We start from the raw sequence: 24,825 nt of genomic DNA on the forward strand, positions 1-24,825 counted from the left end.
GCGCGGGAAGCGGCCGGCCGGCCGGCCGACCGCCAGGAGGAACGGCCGTCGCCGGCCCGGGTGTCAGGCGGAGGCGAGGACGGTGTGACGGAGTTCCCTGAGCTTCCGACCGGGTTCGAGTCCGAGCTCCCGGTCCAGCACACAGCGGGCGGACTCGTAGATGCCGAGGGCTTCGGAGGTGCGGTCGGAGCGGTGCAGGGCCAGCATCAACTGCCGGTAGAACGTCTCCCGGAGCGGGAACTCCGCTATCAGCGACCGCAACCGGCCGATGGACTCCTGATGGCGGCCGAGCTCCAGATCGACCTCCACGGACATCTCCGCGCACTCGATGCGCATCTCCACCAGCCGCTTCAGGAAGCCGGCCACGATCGGCCCGGCCTGGACGTTGCCGAAGGCGGGGCCGCGCCAGAGCCCCAGTGCCTGTTCGAAACGGGTGGCGGCCGCGGCGGGTTCTCCGGACCTGGCGTGCTTTCGGCCGTCCGCGACCAGCCGCTGGAAGACGTCGAAATCGCATTCACTCGACGCCCGGCGGAGCATGTAGCCGCCGGGTCGGGTGATGATGGGATTCTGCTGCCCCGGCCGGTTCAGGAACTTGCGCAGCCGGGAAACGCAGACGTAGATGCTCGCGGTGGTACGCCGGGGAGGAAGTTCGCCCCAGATCTCCCTCGGGAGTTGCTCCGCCATCACGACCTGGTCGGAACGGATCAGCAGGACCGCCAGGACGGTGGCCAGTTTCTGGGCCCGCAGCGGCGAACAGCCGCCTTCGTCGGCCACGCGGAGCGGACCAAGAATTTCATACCGCACGAATTCAACCCCCTGTACTCCGGATCTGGTTGCATGACGGGACTGCGGTGCCCGGGGGAATCGCTCAGACGACTTCGAGTTCCGGGGCGTCGACGAGGATGGCGTGGTGCAGTCGCTTGAGGGCCGTGGACGGCTCGAGCCCGAGTTCCTCGCTCAGCACGGTCCGCGCCGACTGGTAGACCCCGAGGGCGTCGGCCCGGCATCCCGAGCGGTGGAGCGCCAGCATGAGCTGCCGGTAGAACGCCTCGTGCAGCGGGAGTTCCTCGATCCGGGCGTAGAGGTAACTCACGAATTCGCGGTGGCGCCCGAGTTCCAGTCCGGTTTCCACGAACCGCTCGACGCAGTCCAGCCGCGCCTGCTCCGCCCAGCACACGAAACCGTTGACGATCGCCCCGTCGCGCAGGTCCTCCAGGACGGGGCCGTGCCACAGGCCGAGCCCCTCCTCGTACGCCTCGCACGCCTCCTGGACGCATCCGGCCCGCTGGGCGTCCCCGCCCAGCCGCACCAGGTCCTGGAAGACCCGGAAGTCCAGCTCGTCGGAGCCCAGCCGGAGGGCGTAGCCGCCGCGGGCGGTCACGATGGGACTGTCGGTCCGGCCGGGGCGCCTGAGGAACTTGCGGAGCTGCGACACGTAGACATGGAGCGCCGCCAGCGCCTGGCGCGGCGCCCGGTTCCCCCATATCTCCTTGATGAGGTCCTCGCTGCTCACCGTCTCGTCCGTACGCACCAGCAGGGCCGCCAGGAGCACCTCGATCTTCCGGGCGCTGAGCGAGGTGATGGACGAACCGTCGACGACGCGCAGCGGGCAGAGTATCTCGTACCTCATGATGCGCGACCTCCCGTCGCCCGTACCTCCTCGAAGCAGGGGGATTTCGCAATTCCAACGAATAAGGTCAGCATTCGATACTCACCCCGATTTTTTGAACGTGTTCGAATTGGTCTGCCATACAGCCGGCACAGTCCGAAAGCAATATGCTCGCATCTCGGACATCAGTGCTGACGTCCTACCCACGCCGAAGGCAGCTTAGCCAGAAACCGCTTGCTGCTTTCCATGTGGATGCAAAATTTTCCGAGTTTTATATTTCGTAAGGCGAGAGCGGTCTCGCTGTACGGATCGGCGCTTGCGCCGGCTGGCGGGTCGGGCTGACCAGCGCCGGGGACGGGTTGCCGCCGACCGGAGAGCGGTCGGCGGGACTACCTGTGGAAGGGGGGCGACATCGCCGCATCCTAACGGGGCAGCGCACGGCAGTGTGAGGGTCGATGGACCGACAACCAAATGGACATACGGGGGATTTGTCGACTGGTGACCGTTCACCGCGCCGGGCGCGCCGCTGTGGTCGCCTCCCCTGCCGGTCGCCCTGGTCAGCCGGTCATCGGCACGGCATTCGACGCCGCCCGGGCGCCTCGTGCCCCGATGCGTTCGGTTAGATCAACTTTAGAAATCGCTCCGAGAATGAACGCTGTTCGGGGCATGTGGTGAGCCCATAACCGGCGATTCCGCGATTCAGGTATGGGGGTGTCATGGCCGGGAGCAGCCCGACCCGCTCACCGCTGTCGACGTCTCCCGTCGCGCTCGTGGGCCTCGCGTGCCGCCTGCCGGGCGCCCCGGATCCGCGGGAGTTCTGGCGTCTGCTGTCCGCCGGCCGGCACGCCGTCGCTCCGGTGCCGCCGCACCGCTGGCCCCAGGCGCCCGACGCCCGGCGGTACTTCGCGGGGCTGCTGGAGCACGTCGACACCTTCGACGCCGCGTTCTTCGGCATCTCGCCGCGCGAGGCGGAGGCGATGGACCCGCAGCACCGGCTGGCCCTGGAACTCGCCTGGGAGGCGATGGAGGACGCGGGGATTCCTGCCGGAACGCTCACCGGCAGCCGGACCGCGGTGTTCACCGCCGCGATGTGGGACGACTACGCCACACTCCGGCACCGGCACGGGTCCTTCGAGGTCACCCGTCACACGATGACCGGGCTGCACCGCGGCATGATCGCCAACCGCGTCTCCCACCACCTGGGCCTGCGCGGCCCCAGCCTCACCGTGGACGCCGCGCAGTCGTCCGGGCTGGTCGCCGTCCACCTCGCCTGCGAGAGCCTGCGCCGGAGGGAGGCCGACCTCGCGTTCGCCGGCGGCGTGAACCTGATCCTGGCCCCGGAGAGCATGCGAGCGGCCGAAGCCCAGTTCCAGGGGCTCTCGCCGGACGGCCGGTGCTACACCTTCGACGCACGCGCCAACGGTTTCGTCCGCGGCGAGGGCGGCGGCATGGTGCTCCTCAAACCGCTGGCCGCCGCCCTCGACGACGGCGACCCGGTGTACTGCGTCATCACCGGCGGCGCCGTCAACAACGACGGCCCCACCGACGGCCTGACCCGGCCGAGCGCCGAGGCCCAGACGGAGGTGCTGCGGCAGGCGTGGCAGCGGGCCGCGGTGGCACCCGCCGACCTGCAGTACGTCGAACTCCACGGCACCGGCACGCCGGTCGGCGACCCGATCGAGGCCGCCGCCCTCGGCGCCGCGCTCCAGGGGCGGCGCCCGGCGGGCACTCCCCTGCGGGTCGGCTCGGTGAAGACCAACGTGGGCCACCTGGAGGCCGCCGCCGGCATCGCGGGACTGCTCAAGGCGGCCCTGAGCATCCACCACCGGCGGCTCCCGCCCAGCCTGAACTTCGCCTCCGCCAACCCGGCCATCGCGCTGGACCGGCTCGGGCTGCGGGTACAGACCGCGCTGGAGCCCTGGCCGGACGAGGAGCGGCGGCTCATAGCGGGGGTCAGCGCCTTCGGCATGGGCGGTACAAACTGCCATGTGGTGCTGGCCGGGCCGCCCGCGCCGCCGGTCCGGCCGGGGCCTGCCGCCGGCGCGTCCCCGCGCACCGTCCCGCCGGTCACCCCCTGGGTCCTGTCCGCGGCGGCCCCCGGGGCGCTGACCGCCCAGGCCGCCGCGCTGGGCCGGCATCTGGACGCCCGGCCGGAGGCGCACCCGGTGGACGTCGGCCATGCGCTCGCCACGACCCGGACGGCGTTCCGCCACCGGGCCGTCGTACTGGGGGCGGACGGCGGGGAACTCCGGCGCTGCCTCGACGCCCTGGCCCGCGGGGCGGAGGACAGCGGGGCGGTCCTCGGCCGCGCGGCGGCCGGCCGGGTCGCCTTCCTCTTCAGCGGCCAGGGCAGCCAGCGCCCCGGCATGGGCCGGGAGCTGTCCGAGGCGTACCCGGTCTTCGCCACGGCGCTGCGCGAGGTGTGCGACCACCTGGACCGGTGGCTCGACATCCCGCTGCTGGACGTCATGTCCGCCGAGCCCGGCCCGGGGGCCGAACCGCTGCTGGACCGGACGGAGTACACCCAGCCCGCGCTGTTCGCGGTCGAGACCGCCCTGTACCGCCTGGTGACCTCATGGGGGCTCAGGCCCGACCATCTGATGGGCCACTCGGTCGGCGAGATCACGGCCGCGCACGTGGCCGGGGTGCTGTCGCTGCCCGACGCCTGCGCGCTGGTGGCGGCCCGGGGCCGCCTGATGCAGTCGATCACCACTCCCGGGGCGATGGCCGCCTGGCAGGCGACCGCCGAGGAGGCCGGGCGGGAACTGGCGGCGCACCAGGGGCGAGTGGGCCTCGCGGCCGTCAACGCCCCCGCCTCGGTGGTGGTCTCCGGCGACCTGGACGCGGTGGTCGCGGCGACCGCCGCCTGGCGGGCGCGGGGGCGGCGGGCCACCGTGCTGAGGGTCAGCCACGCGTTCCACTCCCCGCACCTGGACGGGGTACTCGGGGAGCTGCGCTCGGTCGCGGCCGGTCTGACGTTCGCCGCCCCGGCCATCCCCGTCGTCTCGAACGTGACCGGCCGGACCGCCACCGAGGCCCAGCTGCGCTCCCCCGACTACTGGGCCGACCACGCCCGGCAGGCCGTGCGGTTCGACGCCGGGATACGGCAGCTGTGCGAGGCGGGTGTGGTGACGTTCCTCGAACTGGGCCCGGACGCCTCGCTGACGGCGATGGCGCGGGAGAGCGCGGCCGCGTGGGCGGGGGACGCGCCGCGCCCGGCGGTCGTCGCGGTGCAGCGCCGTGACCGGCCCGCGGCGCACACCTTCGTGTCCGCGCTGGCCCAGGCCCATGTGCGGGGCGCCGACGTCGACTGGGCGGCGGGCTTCGCCGGGCACGCCCCCCGGCGGGTGGGCCTGCCGACCTACGCCTTCCAGCGCGAACGGTACTGGCCCGACGTGCCGGGCGCGCCGGGGCCGGTACCGCCCCCGGCCGCTCCCCCGGCCGCTCCGGAGGAGAGCGCCCCCCTGCCGGAGAGCGACGCGTCGCCGGAGAGTGCCGGGCCGCCGGAGAGTGCCGGGCCGCCGGGCGGGCCGGGGGCCGCCTCCCCCAGCGACCTGTTGGCGCTGGTCCGCACCCACACCGCCCTGGTGCTGGGGCACGACGGCCCCGACGGCATCGACCCGGAGCTGACCTTCAAGGAGCTGGGTTTCGACTCGCTGGCCGCGGCGGAGCTGAGCGAACGCCTGGGCGCGGCGACGGGTCTCCCGCTGCCCGCCACCCTCACCTTCGACCATCCGACACCGAACGCCGTGGCGGGACGGCTCCGCGCGGCGCGCGAGGGGCGTCCGTCCGCCGCCCCGGCACCGGCGGGCGCGGCGGCCACGGCCGAAGACCCGGTGGCCGTGGTGGCCGTCAGCTGTCGCTACCCGGGCGGAGCCGACTCGGCCGAGGCGCTGTGGCGCCTGGTGGACGAAGGCGCCGACGCGGTGGGCGAGTTCCCCGGCGACCGGGGCTGGGACCTGGCGGAGCTGTTCGGCGCCGAGCCGGACGGGGGCGGCGGCAGCGCGACCGGCCGCGGCTGCTTCCTGTACGACGCGGCGGACTTCGACGCGGAGTTCTTCGGGATCAGTCCCCGCGAGGCGGCCGCGATGGATCCGCAGCAGCGCATCCTGCTGGAACTCGCCTGGGAGCTGTCGGAGCGGGCCGGTATCGCCCCGGCGTCGCTGCGCGGGACCGCCACCGGGGTCTTCGTGGGGGCGACGGCGATGGACTACGGCCCGCGGCTGCACGAGGCCGCCGCCGAGGTCGAGGGACACCTGCTGACCGGCTCGACGCCGAGCGTGGCGTCCGGCCGGGTGGCCTACGCCCTGGGGCTGGAGGGGCCGGCGCTCACCGTGGACACGGCGTGCTCCTCGTCGCTGGTGGCGCTCCACCTGGCGGCGGAGTCGCTGCGCCGGGGTGAGTGCGACCTGGCGCTCGCGGGCGGCGTGACGGTGATGGCCACGCCGGGGATGTTCTCCGCCTTCTCCCGGCAGCGGGGGCTGGCCCCGGACGGCCGGTGCAAGCCGTTCGCCGCCGCGGCCGACGGCACCGGCTGGGGGGAGGGCGCCGGCTTGGTGCTGCTGGAACGGCTCTCCGACGCCCGCCGCAACGGACACCGGGTACTCGCCCTGGTCCGCGGCTCGGCGGTCAACCAGGACGGTGCCAGCAACGGACTCACCGCCCCCAACGGCCCCGCCCAGCAACGCGTCATCCACCAAGCCCTCGCCAACGCCCGCCTCACCGCCGCCGACATCGACGCCGTCGAAGCACACGGCACCGGCACCACCCTCGGCGACCCCATCGAAGCCCAGGCCCTCCTCGCCACCTACGGCCGGAACCGCCCCGACGACCAACCCCTCTGGCTCGGCTCGGTCAAATCCAACATCGGCCACACCCAAGCCGCCGCGGGCATCGCCGGCGTCATCAAAATGATCATGGCCCTGCACCACGCCCACCTCCCCGCCACCCTCCACATCGACCACCCCACCCCCCACGTCGACTGGACCACCGGCAACATCCACCTCCTCACCCGACCCACCCCCTGGCCCCACACCCCCCACCCCCGCCGCGCCGCCATCTCCTCCTTCGGCATCTCCGGCACCAACGCCCACCTCATCCTCGAACAAGCCCCCACCACCCCCGACACACCACCCGCACCCGACCGCGGCACCGGCGGCGTGGTGCCCTGGGTGCTGTCGGCACGCACCGCCGACGCGCTGCGCGCCCAGGCCGCGCGCCTGGCCACCCGGGTCACCACCGGCACCCCGCCCGCCCCGGCGGACGTGGGGTGGTCACTGGCCGCCACCCGGTCGGCCGACCGGGTCCGGGCCGTGGTCAGCGGTGCCGGCCTCGACGAACTGGTGACCGGGCTGCGCGCGGTGGCGGACGGCCCGCTGACCGCGCCCGGCTCCGCCGGCGCCGCGTCCGGCCCGGTCATGGTGTTCCCCGGGCAGGGCTCGCAGTGGCGTGGCATGGGCCTGGAACTGCTGGGCTCCTCCCCCGTCTTCGCGGCACGCATGGCCGCCTGCGAGGCGGCGCTGGGGGAGTTCGTGGACTGGTCCCTCACCGCCGTGCTGCGCGGCGCGCCGAACGCCCCCGAGCCGTCCCGGGTCGACGTCCTCCAGCCGTGCCTGTGGGCGGTGATGGTGTCGCTGGCCGCCGTCTGGGAGAGCTTCGGCGTGCGGCCCGCCGCGGTCGTCGGGCACTCGCAGGGCGAGATCGCCGCGGCCTGCGTCGCCGGGGGGCTGTCGCTGCGGGACGGCGCCCGGGTGGTGGCGCTGCGCAGCCGGGCGCTGCGCGCCCTCGCCGGGCACGGCACCATGGCCTCGCTCGCGCTCGGCGGTGACCGGGCCGCGCGGTTCCTTGCGGACCGGGGGCCGGAGGCCGCACAGGTCACCGTGGCGGCGTTCAACGGGCCCGGCTCCACCGTGGTGTCGGGGCCGGCCGACCAGGTCGCCGGGGTGGTGGCCGCGTGCGAGGCGGCCGGCCACCGGGCCCGGGCCATCGACGTGGACTACGCCTCGCACGGCCCGCAGGTCGACCGGCTCGGGGACACCCTCCGCACCGCCCTGGCGGGACTCGCCCCCCGCGCCTCCGACGTGGCGCTGTACTCCTCCGTCACCGGCGACCGGCAGGCCACCGGGGAACTGGACGCCGACTACTGGTTCACCAACCTGCGGCAGCCGGTCCGGTTCGCACCGGCGGTCGGCGCCCTGCTGGCCGCCGGGTACCGGGTGTTCGTCGAGGTCAGTCCGCACCCGGTGCTGATACCCGCGCTGCGGGAGTGCTTCGAGGACGCCGGCGTCACGGCGGCCACGGTGCCGACGCTCCGGCGGGACCAGGGTGGCCCGCGCCGGCTGGCGGACGCGCTGGCGGAGGGCTTCACCGCGGGCCTCGCGGTCGACTGGCGCCGGTGGTTCACCGACGGCGACGGCCACCGGCCGACCGCCGTCGAGCTGCCCACCTACCCGTTCCAGCGGCAGCGGTACTGGCTGACGGCGGACCGGGGCCGCCGCGAGCGGTCCACGGCCGGGGCCAGGCCGGCCGGGCACCCGCTGCTGTCGTCGGCGGTCGAACTGGCCGACGGCGGCCTGCTGCTCAACGGCCGGCTGCCCGGCGGCGCGGGCTGGCTGGGCGACCACTCGGTCGCGGGCGTCCCCCTGGTGCCGGGCGCGGTCCTGGTCGACTGGGCGCTGCTGGCCGCCGACGAGGCGGGCGGGGCGTCGCTGGAGGAACTGCTGCTCCGCGCGCCGCTGGAGGTGCCCGCAGCGCCGAGGGAGACGCTGGTACAGCTGGTGGTCGGTCCGCCGGACGAGTCCGGGCGCCGTGCGCTGCGGATCTCCTCCCGCCCGGCCGACGCCGCCGCAGGCGGGTGGACCTGCCACGCGGCCGGATCCCTGGTACCCGCGGACCGGACCGGTCCCGCGCCCGCCGGCACCCCGCCCCGCCCCGGTCCCCCGGCGGGCGCCGGGATACCGGAACCCGCGGCGCTGTACGAACGGGCCGAGCTGCGCGGCTACGGCTACGGGCCCGCGTTCCGCGCGGTGCGGGCGCTGTGGCGGGACGGCGGCGACCTCGTCGCCGACCTGGAGCTGCCCGAGGAGGCCGGCGCCGGTGACGAAGCCGCGGCCGGCTTCCGCGTCCATCCCGCCCTGCTGGACGCGGCGTTGCAGCCCGCGCTGCTGACCGAGCCCGGCGACGCGGACGAGGGGGCCGAGGCCAGGCTGTGGCTGCCGTTCGTGTGGAGCGGGGTCGAGCTGTGGGCGACCGGGGCCCGCGCCGCACGGGTGCGGCTGACGCCGCTGGACGGGGGCGAGGGCGACGAGCGGGAGCTGCGGATCGAGGTGTCCGACCCGGCCGGTGCCCCGGTGCTGAGCGTCGCCTCGGTGGTACTGCGCCCGCGTGGCGTGCGGGCGCTGCGGGAGGCGGGCGGGGCCACCGCCGGCGGCCTGTTCACCGTCGACTGGACACCGGTGGCCCGGGAGCGGTCCGACGCGCGGCGGGACACCGGACCGGTGGCCGTCCTGGGCGGGTCGGCGGCGGACGCGGACCCGCGGTGGTACGCGGACCTGCCGGCGCTGCTGGCCGCGCTGGACGCGGGGGCGGCGGTGCCGCCCGTCGTGGCGTGGCGCGCGCCGCTCGACGACACCGCGCCGGACGACGCGCTGTCCGTGCTGCGGGACGTCGGGGAGGTGCTGCGGGGCTGGGCCGCCGAACCGCGGCTGGCGGCCGGCCGCCTCGCGGTGCTCACCCGCGGCGCGGTCGCCCCGGGCGGCGCCGAGCCGGTGGACCCGGTGGCCGCCGCGGTCTGGGGTTACGTCTCCGGCATGCAGGCCGAACACCCCGGCCGCTTCCTCCTGGTCGACACGGACGCGGCCGTCCGCGCCGGTACGGGCACCGGCGCGGACGCCGGTTCCGGCCCCGGCGCGGGTGCAGCGGCCGCGGCACGGCTGGCCGGTCTCGACGAGCCGCGGGCCGCGCTGCGCGGCGGCGCGCTCCTCGCGCCGCGTCTGGTGCGCTCCGCCGGCGCGCCGGGCGGCGGCACGGCCTTCGGACCGGAGGGCACGGTACTCGTCGCCGGGGCCGACGGCCCGGCGGCCGCCGCCGTCGCCGAGCACCTCGCCCGCGTCGAGGGCGTGACACAGCTGCTGCTGGTCCGCTTCGGCGTCCCGGAGCGCCTGGGCGACGACCCGGGCGACGACCCGAGCGGCGGGCCCGGCGAGGAGCGCTGGGGCGCCCGGGTGCGCGAGGTGACGGTCGATCCGCTGGACGCCGCCGCGCTGGCCCGGGTGGTGGCGGACATCGGCCCGGAGCACCCGCTCGCCGGCATCGTCCACACCGGGGGGCTGTCCGCCGGTGCCGGCCCCGCGGACGACCACCGGCCCCCCGGCGCGGACCGCGGGTGGGCCGCGGCGGCCGGGTCGGTACGGGCTCTGCACCACGCCACCGCGGGACTGCCCCCGGTGCCGTTCGTGATCCTGGTGGACGCCGCCGCGGACCGGGGCGGGCCGGTGCCCCCCGAACGGGCCGCGGCCGGTGCGTTCGGCGCCGCCGTGACGGCCGCCCGGCGGCGGGCCGGACTCCCCGGTCTGACGGTGGCGTTCGGACCGTGGGCCGCGGCCGGTGCCGCTTCCGGCGGGCGGTGGACCGGGGTCCTCGGCGCGGACCGCGGACTGGCCCTGCTCCGGGGCGCGCTCCGGGCCGGCCCCGCGGAGCTGGTGGCCGCCGACATCCGGGCGGGCGCCGCGGGCCCGGTGCCCGCCGTGCTGCGTTCGCTGGTCGCGGGCGGGCGGGCGCCGGCCCGGCCGGTGGCCGCCGCCCCGGGCCGCGGCACCGGCTGGGCCGGCCGGCTGGCCGGTCTCGGGCCCGCCGAACGGCACCGCACGGTACTGGAGCTGGTGCGCGTCCACGCCGCCGCGGTGCTCGGGCAGGCCGATCCCGGGGCGGTGCGGGCGGACGCCGCGTTCAAGGAGCTGGGCTTCGACTCGGTGACCGCCGTGGAGCTGCGCGACCGGCTGGTGGCGGAGAGCGGACTGCGGCTGCCCGCCGCGGTGATCTTCCGGCATCCGACACCGGAGGCGCTGGCCGGCCGTATCGAGCGGCAGCTGACGTCCGGTGACCCCGAGCCCGGCGACCCGGATCCGGGCGGCCAGGTCGCCGAAGCCGCGGACGGTGCCGCGGACGGCGGCAGGGAGCCCGGCGCGGCGGACAGGCTGGCGTCCGCCTCCGCCGAGGAAATCCTCGACTTCATCGACAACGAGCTCGGAGCGCTCTCCGACGTGCGTCCGGGCCCCTCCGGCTGAAGGCAGGTGACGGCATGGTCAGCGAAGAGAAACTGGTCGAGTACCTGCGTCGGGTGACCACCGAACTGCACGACGCCCGGACCCGGCTGCGGGAGCTGGCGGACGGGCGGCAGGAACCGGTCGCGGTCGTCGGCATGGCGTGCCGCTTCCCCGGCGGGGTGCGGTCGCCCGAGGAACTGCGGCGCTTCGTCCGGTCCGGCGGCGACGCGATCGGCGACTTCCCCACCGACCGCGGCTGGGACCTGGGCGGCCTCTTCCACCCCGACCCGGCGCACTTCGGCACCAGCTACGTGCGCCAGGGCGGCTTCCTGTACGACGTCGACCGGTTCGACGCCGGGTTCTTCGGCATCAGCCCGCGCGAGGCGCTGGCCATGGACCCGCAGCAGCGGCTGCTGCTGGAGCTGTCCTGGGAGGCGCTGGAGCGCGCCGGGATCGTGCCGGAAACGCTGCGGGCCGGCCGCACCGGGGTGTACGTGGGGGTGTCGAGCGAGGACTACATATCCGGCCTGCCCCGCATCCCGGAGGGCTTCGAGGGCTACGCCACCACCGGCAGTCTGACCAGCGTGATCTCCGGCCGGGTGGCGTACACCTTCGGCTTCGAGGGTCCGGCGGTCACCGTGGACACCGCGTGCTCGTCGTCGATGGTGGCGATCCACCTGGCGGCGCAGGCGCTGCGGCAGGGCGAGTGCTCGCTGGCGCTCGCCGGCGGGGTGACGGTGCTGTCCACACCGCTGATGTTCACCGAGTTCTGCCGGCAGCGGGCGCTGGCGCCCGACGCCCGCTGCAAGCCGTTCGCGGCCGCCGCGGACGGCACCGGCTTCTCCGAGGGCTGCGGCCTGCTGCTGCTGGAGCGGCTGTCCGACGCGCGCCGCAACGGGCACGAGGTGCTGGCCGTCCTGCGCGGCTCGGCCGTCAACCAGGACGGCGCGAGCAACGGGCTCACCGCACCCAACGACGTCGCCCAGGAGAACGTGATCCGGCAGGCGCTGGCCGCGGCCGGCCTGTCCGGCGCGGACGTGGACATGGTGGAGGCGCACGGCACCGGCACCCGGCTGGGCGACCCCATCGAGGCCGAGGCGCTGATCGCCACCTACGGCGCGGACCGCCCGGCGGACCGGCCGCTGTGGCTCGGCTCGATCAAGTCCAACATCGGCCACACGCACGCCGCGGCGGGGGTCGCGGGCGCGATCAACACGGTGCTGGCGCTGCGGGACGGCGAACTGGCCGGGACCCTGCACATCGACGAGCCGACCCGGCACGTGGACTGGAGCGGCGGCACGGTACGGCTGCTGACCGAGCCCCGGGACTGGCCGGTGACCGGCAGGGCGCGCCGCGCCGCGGTGTCGTCGTTCGGGGTGTCGGGCACCAACGCGCACCTGATCCTGGAGCAGGCCCCGGACGCCGCCGCGGAGCGGGAGGAGCGGCCGGCGGCGCCGGCACCCGGCCCGGCGGACGGCGGCACCGCCCGCGGGGTGGTGCCCTGGCCCGTCTCGGGTCACAGCGAGGCGGCGCTGCGGGACCAGGCCGCGCGGCTGGCCGACTTCCTCGCGGCGGACGGTGCGACCGGCGGCGCGGTGGACGTCGGCTGGTCCCTGGCGACCCGCCGCACCGCGTTCGAGCACCGGGCCGTCGTGGTGGGCCGGGACCGGGCCGGACTCCTCGCCGGGCTGGCGGGCCTGGCCGCCGACGAGCCGGGCCCCGCGGTGGTGCGCGGCACGGCGGGCGACGTCGGCGCGGGACCGGTCATGGTCTTCCCGGGGCAGGGGACGCAGTGGCTCGGCATGGGCGTGGAACTGCTGGACGCCTCACCGGTGTTCGCGGCGCGCGTCGCGGCGTGCGAACGGGCCCTGGCCGCGCACGTCGACTGGTCGCTGACCGAGGTGCTGCGCGGTGCGGACGGCGCGCCCGGCCTCGACCGGGTCGACGTGGTGCAGCCGGTGCTCTGGGCGGTCATGGTGTCGCTCGCGGCGGTGTGGGAGGCGCACGGCGTACGGCCGGCGGCCGTGGTGGGCCACTCGCAGGGCGAGATAGCGGCGGCCTGCGTCGCGGGCGCGATGACCCTGGCGGACGGCGCCCGCGTGGTGGCCCGGCGGGCGCGGGCCCTGCGGCGGCTGTCCGGGCACGGTGCGATGGCCTCGCTGGGCTGCGGGGTGGAGCGGGCCGAGCGGCTGGCCGCCGAGCACGCGGTGGAGGTGGTGGTCGCGGCCGTGAACGGCCCGTCGTCCACGGTGGTGTCCGGGCCGCCCGGGCCGGTCGCCGGCCTGGTGGCGGCCGCCCGGGCCGCGGGGCTGCGGGCCCGCGCCATCGACGTGGACTACGCCTCGCACGGCCCGCAGGTGGACGGCATCGCGGAGGAGCTGGCCGAGGTGCTCGCCGGGGTGTCCGGCGCCGCCTCGGACGTCGCCTTCTACTCCACGGTGACCGGTGCCCGGATGGACGCGACCGGTCTGGACGCCGGCTACTGGTTCGGCAACCTGCGGCGGCCGGTGCGCCTCGCCGAGGCGGTCCAAGCCCTGCTCGCCGACGGGTACCGGATGTTCATCGAGGTCAGCGCGCATCCGGTGCTGCTGCTCGGCCTCCAGGAGTGCTTCGACGCGGCCGGGGTCCCCGCCGAGGCGATCGGCACCCTGCGCCGGGACGAGGGCGGACCGGAGCGGCTGTGCCGGGCGCTGGCCGAGGCGCATGTCGCGGGCGTGGCGGTCGACTGGACCGGCTGGTACCCCGACCCCCGGCCGGTGCCGCTGCCGGTGTACGCCTTCCAGCGGGAGCGGTTCTGGCTGCCGGCCGGCGGCGAGGCCGGTCCGGGCGATGTCGCGGGAGCCGGGCTCACCCCGGTCGGGCATCCGCTGCTGCCGGTGGCGGTGCGCCTGGCCGACGGGGGCCTGGTGCTCACCGGACGGCTGCCGGACGCGGCTCGCGGTGGCTGGCTGGCCGAGCACACCGTCGCGGAGCTGCCGCTGCTGCCCGGCACGGTGCTGGTCGAGTGGCTGCTGCGGGCGGCCGACGAGGCCGGCTGCGGCGGCGTCGAGGAGCTGGCGCTGCATGTCCCGGTAGCCCTCCCGGCGGCCGGTGGGCTGGTCGTCCAGGTGGTGGTGGACGCCGCCGGGGACGACGGGCGCCGGGCGGTGCGGGTCAGCTCTCGGCCCGACGGGGATGCCGCCGTGCCGGACACCTGGACCTGCCATGTCTCCGGCACGCTGCTGTCCGGCGAGGCCGGGCCGGTGCCCCCGGGGCCGGCCGGGGCATGGCCGCCTCCGGGGGCCCGCCCGGTGCCGGTGGAGGGGTTCTACGAGCGGGCCGCCGCGGCGGGTTACGGCTACGGGGCCTCCTTCCGGGGCCTGCGGCAGGTGTGGCGGGACGGCGAGGACACCCTGGCGGAGGTGGCGCTGCCGGAGGAGGCGGCGGAGCGGGTGGGGGGGTTCGGCATCCATCCCGCCCTGCTCGACGCGGCGATGCAGCCGGTGCTGGCGGGGCGGCTCGACGCCGCGCCGGGCGGCACGGTGCTGCTCCCGTTCGCCTGGAGCGGGGTGCGGCTGTGGGCCGCCGGGGCCTCGCGGGTCCGGGTCAGGCTTTCACCGCGACCGGGCGGACTGCGGGTCCTGGTCGCCGACACCACCGGTGCCCCGGTGCTGACCGCGGACGCGGTCGCGCTCCGCGAGACCGGTGTCGAGCGGCTGCGCGCGTCGAGCCGGACGCTCGGGGCGCACGGGTTGTACGCCGTCGACTGGGTCCCGCCGTCCCTTCCGGCGGACGCCGCCGGGGCGCCCGCTCCGGTGACGGTGGCGGTACTGGGCGAGGGCGGCCCGGAACCGTCCGGCGCCGGGCGGTTCCCCGATCTCGACGCGCTGTTGCGCGCGGTGGACGGCGGGGCCCCGGTTCCCGACGTCGTCGTCGCCCGGGTGCCCACCGGTCCGCGTCCGGCGGACGCCGAGCAGGGTCTGGCCGCCGTGGACCGGACGCTGACCCTGGCTCAGCGGTGGCTGGCCGGCGCCGCGGTCGAGGGCGTGCGACTGGCCCTGGTCACCCGGGCGGCCGTGCGGGCCGAGGACACCGGCCGGGAACGGGTGGACCCCGCGGCCGCCGCGGTCTGGGGGCTGGTGCGCAGCGCACAGACCGAGCACCCGGGGCGGTTCGTCCTGATCGACACCGACGCGGGGAGCGCCGGCGACGGCACCGGCGACGGCCTGGCGGCGGCGCTGCGGGAGGCGGTACACGCGGACCGGACGCAGCTCGCGGTGCGGGCCGGGCGGGTGCTGGTGCCCCGGATGGCGCGGGCGGACACCGAGCGGGAGCTGACCGCTCCGCCGGGCGAGCGGGCCTGGCGCCTGGTGGCCGGGAAGACCGGTCCCGACGACCTCACCGCGGTGCCCAGCCCGCGGGCGGCCGCTCCCCTGGCGCCGGGTCAGGTGCGCGTCGCCGTGCGCGCCGCCGGGCTCAACTTCCGCGACGTGCTGATCACCCTGGGCATGTACCCGGACCCCGACGCGTCGCCCGGTACCGAGGGCGCGGGCGTCGTGCTCGAAGTGGCCGACGGGGTGACCGGCGTCGCCGTCGGCGACCGGGTGATGGGGCTGTTCGACGACGCGTTCGGCCCGCTCGCGGTGGCGGACGCCCGGCTGGTCGCGCCGGTGCCGCCCGGGTGGGACTTCCGGGAGGCGGCGGCCGCGCCGGTGGCCTTCCTCACCGCCTGGTACGGCCTGGTGGAGCTGGGCGGACTGCGCCCCGGCGAGACCGTCCTGATCCACAGCGCGACCGGCGGCGTGGGCACGGCCGCCGTCCGGATCGCCCGGCATCTGGGCGCGGACGTCCTCGCGACCGCGAGTCCGGCCAAGCACCCGGTGCTGGCGGAGATGGGCGTGGACGCGGCGCACCGGGCCTCCTCCCGGGACCTGGGGTTCGAGGAGGCGTTCCGGTCGGCGACCGGCGGCCGGGGGGTGGACGTCGTCCTGAACAGCCTGGCGGGCGAGTTCACCGACGCGTCGCTGCGGCTGCTGGCGGACGGCGGTCGGCTGGTCGAGATGGGCAAGACCGATGTGCGCGATCCGGAGCGGGTGGCGCGGGAACACCGCGTCGTCTACCGGCCGTTCGACCTCGTCGCGGACGCCGGCCCGGAGCGGATCGCGCAGATGCTGGCCACCCTGGGCGAACTGTTCGCCGCCGGGGTGCTGGCGCCGCCGCCGGTCACCGCCTGGCGGCTCGGCCAGGCCCGTCAGGCGCTGCGGCAGCTCGGCGGGGCACGGCACACCGGCAAGCTGGTGCTCGACGTGCCGCCCGCGCTCGACCCGGACGGCACGGTGCTGATCACCGGCGGCACCGGCACCCTGGGCGGTCTGATCGCCGAACACCTGGTGCGTGCCCACGGGGTCCGTCATCTGCTGCTGCTCGGCAGGCGCGGTCCGGCCGCGCCGGGCGCGGAGGAACTGACGGCCCGGCTCACGGCGCTCGGCGCGCGGGTACGGGTGGTCGCCGCGGACGCGGGCGACGCCGCGGCCCTGCGGGAGGCGGTCGGCGGTGTCGGCCCGGCGCACCCGCTCACCGGAGTCGTGCACGCGGCGGGCCTCGTGGCCGACGCGATGCTGCCCTCGCAGGACCGCCGGCGCCTGGCGGAGGTCTGGTCCGCCAAGGCCGCGGCGGCGGCCCATCTGCACGCCGCGACCGCGGGGCTGCCGCTGGGCATGTTCGTGCTGTTCTCCTCGTTCGCCGCCACCCTCGGCACCCCGGGCCAGGCCAACTACGCGGCGGCCAACGCGTTCTGCGACGCGCTGGTGGAACGGCGGCACGCCGAGGGCCTGCCGGGCGTGTCGGTGAGCTGGGGGCTGTGGGCCGCCGCGAGCGGACTCACCGGAGGACTGACCGAGGCCGACCTGGCGCGCATCGCCCGGCTGGGCATCGTGCCGACCGGCACCGAACAGGGGCGGGAGCTGTTCGACGCGGCGCTCGGGCACGGGCGGCCGGCGCTGCTGGCGCTGAACCTGGACGCCCGGGAGCTGGCCGCCCAGCCCGCGGCGGCCCTGCCCGCCCCGCTGCGCGCCCTGGCGGCGGGCGCGGGCACCGCGGCACGGCCCGCCGCGGCGGCGGGCGAGGACACCGGGGGCTGGGCGGCCCGGCTGGCCGGGCTGGCCCCGGCCGAGCAGCGGCGCCTGCTGACCGACCTGGTGCGCCGGCACGCCGCCACCGTGCTCGGGCACGCCGACCCGGCCGCCGTACCCGCCGAGGCGGCGTTCAAGGAGCTGGGGTTCGACTCGCTGACCGCCGTCGAGCTGCGCAACCGGGTCACCGCGGCCACCGGGGTGCGGTTGCCCGCCACGGTCGTCTTCGACCACCCGGAGGCCACGGCGCTGGCCGAGCATCTGCGCCTCCAGCTGGCCCCCGGGGAGGAGGCGGCGGCGCGGGACGCCTACGCGCCCGTGCTGAGCCGGCTCGGCGGCCTGGAGGAGGCGCTGGCGGCCCTCACCGGGCCCGGGGCGGACGGCGCCGCCGACGGCGCGGGCCGCGACGCGGTGACGGCCCGGCTGGAGTCGCTGCTGGCCCGGTGGAAGACCGGCCGTGCCCCGGACGGGGACGGCGGAGCCGTCGAACGCGGCAGCGCGGCCGAGCGGCTGGAGGCCGCCACGACCGACCAGGTGCTCGACTTCATCGACAAGGAACTCGGAGTGCAATGAGCCCGGTCTGCAAGGAACGCCCAGGCACACGGAGGTCGAGGTGACGCGACGTGACCACTGAGGGGACGGAAGAGCGGCTGGTCGAGTACCTCAAGCGGGTCGCCGCCGATCTGCACGACACCCGGGCCCGGCTGCGCGAGGTGGAGGACGCCCGGCGGGAACCGGTGGCCATCGTGGCCATGGCCTGCCGGTACCCCGGCGGTGTGGCCTCGCCCGAGGACCTGTGGGACCTCCTGGCCGCGGGCCGGCACGCGATGACCGCGTTCCCGGCCGACCGCGGCTGGGATCTGGACCGGCTGTTCCATCCGGACCCCGACCACCCGGGCACCAGCTACGCGCGCGAGGGCGGGTTCCTGCACGACGCCGGCCTGTTCGACCCGGAGTTCTTCGGCATCAGCCACCGGGAGGCGGCGGCGGCCGATCCGCAGCAGCGGCTGCTGCTGGAGGTCGCCTGGGAGGTGCTGGAGCGCGCCGGCATCGGCCCGGCGTCGCTGAAGGGCGCGCCGGTCGGCGTGTACGTGGGCACCGCCCTGCCCGGTTTCGGCACCCCGCACGTCGACCGGGCCTCGGAGGGCCATCTGGTCACCGGCAACGCGCCCAGTGTGCTGTCCGGCCGGGTGGCGTACACGCTGGGGCTGGAGGGGCCGGCGGTCACCGTCGACACCGCCTGCTCCTCGTCGCTGGTGGCGCTGCACCTGGCCGCGCAGGCGCTGCGGCAGGGCGAGTGCGAGCTGGCGCTCGCCGGTGGTGTGACGGTCATGTCGACGCCGTATGTGTTCACCGAGTTCGCGCGGCAGCGCGGCCTGGCGGCCGACAGTCGCTGCAAGGCGTTCGCCGAGGCGGCCGACGGCACGGCGTTCGCCGAGGGCGTGGGGCTGCTGGTGCTGGAGCGGCTGTCGGACGCCCGGCGCAACGGGCATCCGGTGCTGGCCGTGGTGCGCGGCTCGGCGGTCAACCAGGACGGCGCGTCCAACGGGCTCACCGCGCCCAACGGCCTGGCGCAGCAGCGGGTGATCCGGCAGGCGCTGGAGAGCGCCCGGCTCTCGCCCGACGAGGTGGACGCGGTCGAGGCGCACGGCACCGGCACCACGCTGGGCGACCCGATCGAGGCCAGGGCGCTGCAGGCCGTCTACGGGCAGGACCGGTCCGGGGACCGGCCGCTGTGGCTCGGCGCGGTCAAGCCGAACCTCGGGCACACCCAGGGTGCCGCGGGCGTGGCCGGCGTGATCAAGATGGTCATGGCGATGCGGCACGGCTCGCTGCCCGCCCTGCTGCACGCCGACCGGCCCACCCCGGTGGTCGACTGGGACGGCGCCGCGGTACGGCTGCTGGCCGGCCCGGTCGCCTGGCCGCCGGGCGGCCGGCCGCGCCGGGCCGGGGTCTCGTCCTTCGGTATCAGCGGCACCAACGCCCACCTCATCCTGGAGGAGGCCCCGGCGGCGCCGGAGGCGGCGGGCACCCCGGTCCCGGCCGGCCCGCCGCGGCCGGCCGGGGCCGCGGTGCCGTGGGTGGTCTCGGCGCGCGGCGCGGCGTCGCTGCGGGCGCAGGCCGCCGCGCTCGCCGAGCACCTGGCCGCGCGCCCGGACGCCCCGGTGGACGACGTCGGCTGGTCGCTGGCCGCGACCCGGTCGCCGCTGGACCACCGGGCGGTGGTGCTGGGCGCGGACCGCGCGGAGCTGTGCGCCCGGCTCACCGATCTCGCCGAGGGGCGCGCGCACCCCGGGGTCACCCGGGCGTCCGCTCCGGCGCGGCTCGGCGGCACCGCGTTCCTCTTCACCGGGCAGGGCAGCCAGCGCCCCGGCATGGGCCGTCTGCTGTACGCCGCGTACCCGGCGTTCGCCACCGCGTTCGACGAGGTGTGCGCCGCGCTCGACCCGCTGCTGGAACGGTCCCTGCACGCGCTGGTGTTCGCGCCCGCCGGGCCCGCGGGCGAGGGCCCGGCCGGCCCGCTGGACGCGACGGAGGTGACGCAGGCCGCGCTCTTCGCGGTCGAGGTGGCCCTGTACCGGCTGGTGGAGTCGTTCGGCGTGGTACCCGGCTACCTGGCGGGCCACTCCGTCGGCGAACTGGTCGCCGCGCACGTCGCCGGGGTGCTCTCGCTGCCGGACGCCGCCCGGCTGGTCGCCGCCCGGGGGCGGCTGATGCAGGCGCTGCCGCCCGGCGGCGCCATGGCCGCGCTGGAGGCGGAAGAGGAGGAGGTGGCGCCGCTCCTCGCCGACCGCGGCGACCGGGTGGCGCTGGCCGCGGTGAACGCGCCGGCGGCCGTGGTGGTCTCGGGCGACGAGGAGGCGGTGGAGGACATCGCCCGGACGCTGCGGGAGCGCGGGCGCCGGACCAGACGGCTGCGGGTCGGCCACGCGTTCCACTCGCCGCGGATCGATCCGATGCTGGCGGAGTTCCGGCGGGTCGCCGCCTCGCTGACGTACCGTCCGCCGCGGATCGCCGTCGTCTCCAACGTGACCGGCGCGCTCGCCGGGGCCGGGCAGCTGTGCGACCCCGACTACTGGGTCCGGCACGCCCGGCAGCCGGTGCGGTTCCGGGACGGCGTCACCGCGCTGCGGGCCGAGGGTGTCACCCGCTTCCTGGAGCTGGGGCCCGATCCGGTGCTCACCACCATGGCGCGGGACTGCCTGGCCGCCGGGGAGGCCGGCCCGGCGGACCCGGTGCTCGCCGCCGTGCTGCGCGACGGCCGGGACGAGACCCGTACCCTGCTCACCGCGCTCGCCCGGCTCCATGTGGACGGGGAGGCGGTGGACTTCTCCGCCGCGTTCCCGGCCGGCGCCGGCGCCACCGAGCTGCCCACCTACCGCTTCGACCGCCGCCGGTTCTGGCGGGACGCCCCGCGGGGCCAGGCGGACGTCGGGGCCGCCGGGCTGGCGGAGAGCGGCCACCCGCTGCTGAGCGCCGAGCTGGAACCGGCGGACGGCGGACTGCTGCTGACCGGCCGGCTGTCGCTGCGCGACCAGCCCTGGCTGGCCGACCACGCGATCGTCGACGGGGTACCGCTGCCCGGCACCCTCTTCGTCGAACTCGCCCTGCACGCCGGCGAACGGGCCGGCCGCGCCGGGATCGAGGACCTCACCCTGGAGGCGCCGCTGCTGATGCCTGCGGACGGCGCGGTGGATCTCCAGGTCGTCCTCGGCACCGCCGACGCGGCCGGCCGGTGCACCGTCACCATCCACTCCCGCGAGGCCGGTGACGAGGCGGCGGGCGCGGACGGGACCGGCACGCCGCCGGTGCCGTGGCGCCGGCACGCCACGGCCACACTGGCGGCGGCCGACGGCGAAGCGCCGGCGGAGAGCCGGACACCGGACCAGTGGCCGCCGGCCGGCGCGGTCGCCCTCGACGTCACCGGGCTGTACGAGCGGCTGGCCGCGGACGGCTACCGGTACGGGCCCGCCTTCACCGGGCTGCGCGCCGCCTGGCGGGCCGGCGAGGAGATGTTCGCCGAGGTGGCCCTCGGCCACGGCCGGCGGGCCGACGGGCCGGAGTACGGCATCCACCCCGCGCTGCTGGACGCGGCCCTGCACCCGATCGGCGAGCTGTTCACCGGCGAGCACCAGGCGGGTGGCGCGCCGGGCACGGTCCGGCTGCCGTTCTCGTTCGGCGGCGTACGGCTGCGCACCCGCGGCGCGTCCCGGCTGCGGGTGCGGATCACCCCGACCGGACCGGACAGCGTCACCATGCGACTGGCCGACGAGGCCGGCACCGAGGTCGCCGTCATCGGCTCGCTCGCCCTGCGCACCGTCTCCGCCGAACGCTGGCGGGCCGCGGCGGGCCCGGCCGACAGGTCGCTGTACCGGCTGGACTGGGAGCCCCTCGCGCTGCCCGCCGGTACGGCGCCGCCGGACGGCTGGGCCGTCGTCGGCGCCGACGGCGCCGGGGCCGCCGCCTGGCTGCCGGCGGAGCATGTGGTGCGCCATCCGGACCTGGTGGACCTGCGCGCCTCGCTCGCCACCGGGCCGGCCCCCGCCCTGCTCGTGGCCGACTGCCCCGGGACTGCCGGTGACGGCGGCGACGGCGACGGCGACCCGCAGCGAGACCCCGCCGGCGACGGTGATCCGCGCGCCCGGGCCCGCGCCGCCTGCCACGCGACCCTGGACCTGCTGCGCCGGTGGCTGGCGGAGGACGCCCTCGGCGCCACCCGCCTGGTGGTGCTGACCTCCCGGGCCGTCGCGACCGGGCCGGAGGACCCGCCGCCCGACCTGGCGGGCGCCACCGCGCTGGGGCTGCTGCGCGCCGCACAGGCCGAACACCGCGGGCGGATCACCCTGGTGGACCTGGACGACGTCCCGGCCTCCCGGGATTCGCTGGTCGCCGCGGTCACGGCCGCCGCGGCCGCCGACGAGCCCGAGCTGGCGCTCCGCGCGGGCCGCGCGCTGGTGCCCCGGCTGGTCACGGAACCGCCCGCGCCGGACGCGGCCGCACCGCCGTTCGACCCCGAGGGGACGGTGCTGGTGACCGGCGGCACCGGCGCGCTCGGCCGGCTGGTCGCCCGGCACCTCGTCGAGACCCATGGCGCCCGGCGTCTGCTGCTGGTCAGCCGGAGCGGGCCGGCCGCCGAGGGCATCGAGGCGTTCGCGGCCGCGCTGGCGGCCGAGGTGCGTGTGACGAGCTGCGACATCACCGACCCGGCGGCGCTGGCCGCCCTCCTCGCCGATCTGCCCGGGGAGCACCCGCTGACGGCGGTGGTGCACACCGCGGGCGTCCTCGACGACGGTGTGGTGACCTCGCTGACGCCGGCGCAGCTGGACGCCGTGCTGGCGCCGAAGGTGGACGCGGCCTGGCACCTGTACCGGCTCACCCGGGACGCGGCACCGTCCTCCTTCGTCCTGTTCTCGTCCGCGGCGTCCGTGCTCGGCAGCGGCGGGCAAGGCAACTACGGGGCGGCCAACGCGTTCCTCAACGCCCTCGCCGAACGGATCCGCGCCGAGGGCGGCCCGGCGACCTCGCTGGCCTGGGGCCTGTGGGGAGTCGGAGAGGGGATGACCGAGCAGCTCGGCCACGCCGACCTGGCGAGGATGGCGCGTTCGGGCACCCTCGCCATGTCCGAGGAACAGGGGCTGGCGCTCTTCGACGCGGCACTCGCCCGTCCGCTGCCGGTACTGGTGCCGGCCCGGTTCGACCTCGCCGTGCTGGGTGAGCGGGCCGCCGCCGGGCAGCTGCCGCCGCTGCTGCGCCGTATCGCGCGTTCCCCCGGCCGCGCGACCCCGGCGGCCGGGGCGCCCTCGTGGGCCGGGCGGCTGGCCGGGCTGCCGGAGGCCGAGCAGGAGCGGCTGCTCGGCGAGCTGATACGCGACCAGGTCGCCGCCGTACTGGCCCACCCCGAGCCGGGATCGCTGGAGCTGGGCCGGAGTTTCCAGCAGCTCGGCCTGGACTCGCTGACCGCGCTGGAGCTGCGCAACGGGATCGACACGGCGACCGGGGTCCGGCTGCCGGCCACCGCCGTGTTCGACCACCCCACCCCGGAGTCCCTCGTGCGCCACCTGCGCGCCGAGCTGCTGGGCGCCGGCGGGGACGCGCCGGTGCCGGCACCGGCCGGGGCCCGGGACGCGGGCCGGGGCGCCGACGACCCCGTGGTGATCGTCGGGATGGCCTGCCACTATCCCGGCGACGTCCACTCGCCCGACGCGTTGTGGCGGCTGGTGGCCGACGGGGTGGACGCGGTGGGGCCGTTCCCCGCCGACCGCGGCTGGGACGTGGCCGGACTGTACGACCCCGATCCCGGACGGACCGGCAAGAGCTGCACCAGGGAAGGGGGGTTCCTGCGCGAAGCGGCGCTCTTCGACGCCGGGTTCTTCGGCATCAGCCCCCGGGAGGCGCTGGCCACCGACCCGCAGCAGCGGCTGCTGCTGGAGACCGCGTGGGAGGCGCTGGAGCACGCCCGGATCGATCCGGCGACCCTGCGCGGCAGCCGGACGGCGGTGGTCACCGGCATCATGTACGACGACTACGGCGCGCGGTTCCTCGGCCGGATCCCGGAGGGCTACGAGGGCCAGATCATGACCGGCAGCACGCCCAGTGTGGCGTCGGGCCGGGTGGCGTACACCTTCGGCCTGGAGGGGCCGACCCTCACCGTGGACACGGCGTGCTCCTCGTCGCTGGTGGCCATGCACCTGGCGGCGCAGGCGCTGCGGCAGGGCGAGTGCGACCTGGCGCTCGCCGGCGGTGTGACGGTGATGGCGACGCCGAACACGTTCGTGGAGTTCTCGCGGCAGCGGGGCCTGGCCCCGGACGGCCGGTGCAAGCCCTTCGCCGCCGCCGCCGACGGCACCGGCTGGGGTGAGGGCGCCGGGCTGCTGGTGCTCGAACGCCTCTCCGACGCGCGCCGCAACGGACACCGGGTGCTCGCCGTCATCCGCGGCTCCGCCGTCAACCAGGACGGTGCGAGCAACGGCCTGACCGCGCCGAACGGCCCCTCCCAGCAGCGCGTCATCCGGCAGGCCCTCGCCACGGCGGGGCTGCGGCCGTCGGAGGTGGACGCGGTGGAGGCGCACGGCACCGGCACCGAACTGGGCGACCCCATCGAGGCGCAGGCACTGCTGGCCACCTACGGCCAGGACCGGCCCGAGGGCCGGCCGCTGTGGCTGGGTTCGGTCAAGTCCAACATCGGCCACACCCAGGCCGCCGCCGGTGCCGCGGGCGTGATCAAGATGGTCATGGCGATGCGGCACGGCCGTCTTCCGGCGACCCTGCACGTCGATCGGCCGAGCCCGCACGTCGACTGGTCCGACGGCGCCGTGGAACTCCTCACCGGCCCCGTGGACTGGCCGGCCGGCGACCGGCCGCGCCGGGCCGCGGTGTCGTCGTTCGGCATCTCCGGCACCAACGCCCACCTCATCCTCGAACAGGCACCGGAAGAGCCGGACACACCCGGCCCGGACGGCCCCGCGGGTGTCGTCCCCTGGCTGCTGTCCGCCCGCGACGCCGACGCGCTGCGCGCGCAGGCCGCGCGGCTGGCGGAAGTACTCCCCGCGCGGGACCTGACCCGGGTGGGGTGGTCACTGGCGACCACCCGCTCGGTGTTCGACCACCGGGCGGTGATCGTCGGGGACTCGCCGGACTCACTGTCGGCCGCTCTCGGGCAGCTGGCCGCGGACCGGCCCGACCCGGCGGTCGTCACCGGAACCGTGACCGCGGTGGGCGCGGGCCCGGTCTTCGTCTTCCCCGGGCAGGGCTCGCAATGGCGCGGCATGGGCGTGGCCCTGCTGGACTCCCAACCGGTGTTCGCCGCCCGCATCGCCGAGTGCGAACAAGCCCTGACCCCTTA

Annotated in this window: 5 protein-coding genes and 1 pseudogene; 4 read left to right on the top strand and 2 right to left on the bottom strand. The window is 76.7% G+C overall.

The window, feature by feature from the left end:
- Positions 1–63: 63 nt before the first annotated feature.
- Together ACH4B3_RS22730 and ACH4B3_RS22735 are read right to left on the bottom strand one after the other, a co-directional pair.
- On the bottom strand, positions 64–774 hold the full coding sequence (locus ACH4B3_RS22730; RefSeq protein ID WP_398465369.1) for a BTAD domain-containing putative transcriptional regulator: 711 nt from the start codon (positions 772–774) through the stop codon (positions 64–66).
- Positions 775–868: 94 nt separating this feature from the next.
- Positions 869–1,630 carry a BTAD domain-containing putative transcriptional regulator gene (locus ACH4B3_RS22735; RefSeq protein WP_398465371.1) on the bottom strand — a complete coding sequence of 254 codons (762 nt, stop codon included), beginning with the start codon at positions 1,628–1,630 and terminating at the stop codon, positions 869–871.
- A gap of 695 nt (positions 1,631–2,325) precedes the next feature.
- Between ACH4B3_RS22735 and ACH4B3_RS22740 the strand changes: the two genes are divergently transcribed.
- The 4 genes and pseudogenes from ACH4B3_RS22740 to ACH4B3_RS22755 form a co-directional block, all read left to right on the top strand.
- On the top strand, positions 2,326–10,893 hold the full coding sequence (locus ACH4B3_RS22740; protein WP_398465373.1) for a beta-ketoacyl synthase N-terminal-like domain-containing protein: 8,568 nt from the start codon (positions 2,326–2,328) through the stop codon (positions 10,891–10,893).
- A 14-nt stretch (positions 10,894–10,907) separates the two neighbouring features.
- On the top strand, positions 10,908–17,555 hold the full coding sequence (locus ACH4B3_RS22745; RefSeq protein WP_398465375.1) for an SDR family NAD(P)-dependent oxidoreductase: 6,648 nt from the start codon (positions 10,908–10,910) through the stop codon (positions 17,553–17,555).
- A 50-nt stretch (positions 17,556–17,605) separates the two neighbouring features.
- Positions 17,606–17,665 (top strand): annotated as a pseudogene (locus ACH4B3_RS22750) (polyketide synthase docking domain-containing protein); the annotation flags it as partial.
- 93 nt (positions 17,666–17,758) lie between these two features.
- Positions 17,759–24,825, top strand: a 7,067-nt coding sequence (locus ACH4B3_RS22755; protein WP_398465395.1) for a type I polyketide synthase, incomplete at its 3' end; no start/stop codon positions are given.

It is taken from the genome of Streptomyces sp. NPDC018031 (genome assembly GCF_044327625.1).
In the GTDB taxonomy this organism is placed as follows: domain Bacteria; phylum Actinomycetota; class Actinomycetes; order Streptomycetales; family Streptomycetaceae; genus Streptomyces.

What these genes read in the sequence shown, in the direction of transcription:
- ACH4B3_RS22745 (WP_398465375.1), top strand. Translation starts at nt 10,908, where the DNA reads ATGGTCAGCGAAGAGAAACTGGTCGAGTACCTGCGTCGGGTGACCACC.
- ACH4B3_RS22735 (WP_398465371.1), bottom strand. Translation starts at nt 1,630, where the DNA reads ATGAGGTACGAGATACTCTGCCCGCTGCGCGTCGTCGACGGTTCGTCC.
- ACH4B3_RS22740 (WP_398465373.1), top strand. Translation starts at nt 2,326, where the DNA reads ATGGCCGGGAGCAGCCCGACCCGCTCACCGCTGTCGACGTCTCCCGTC.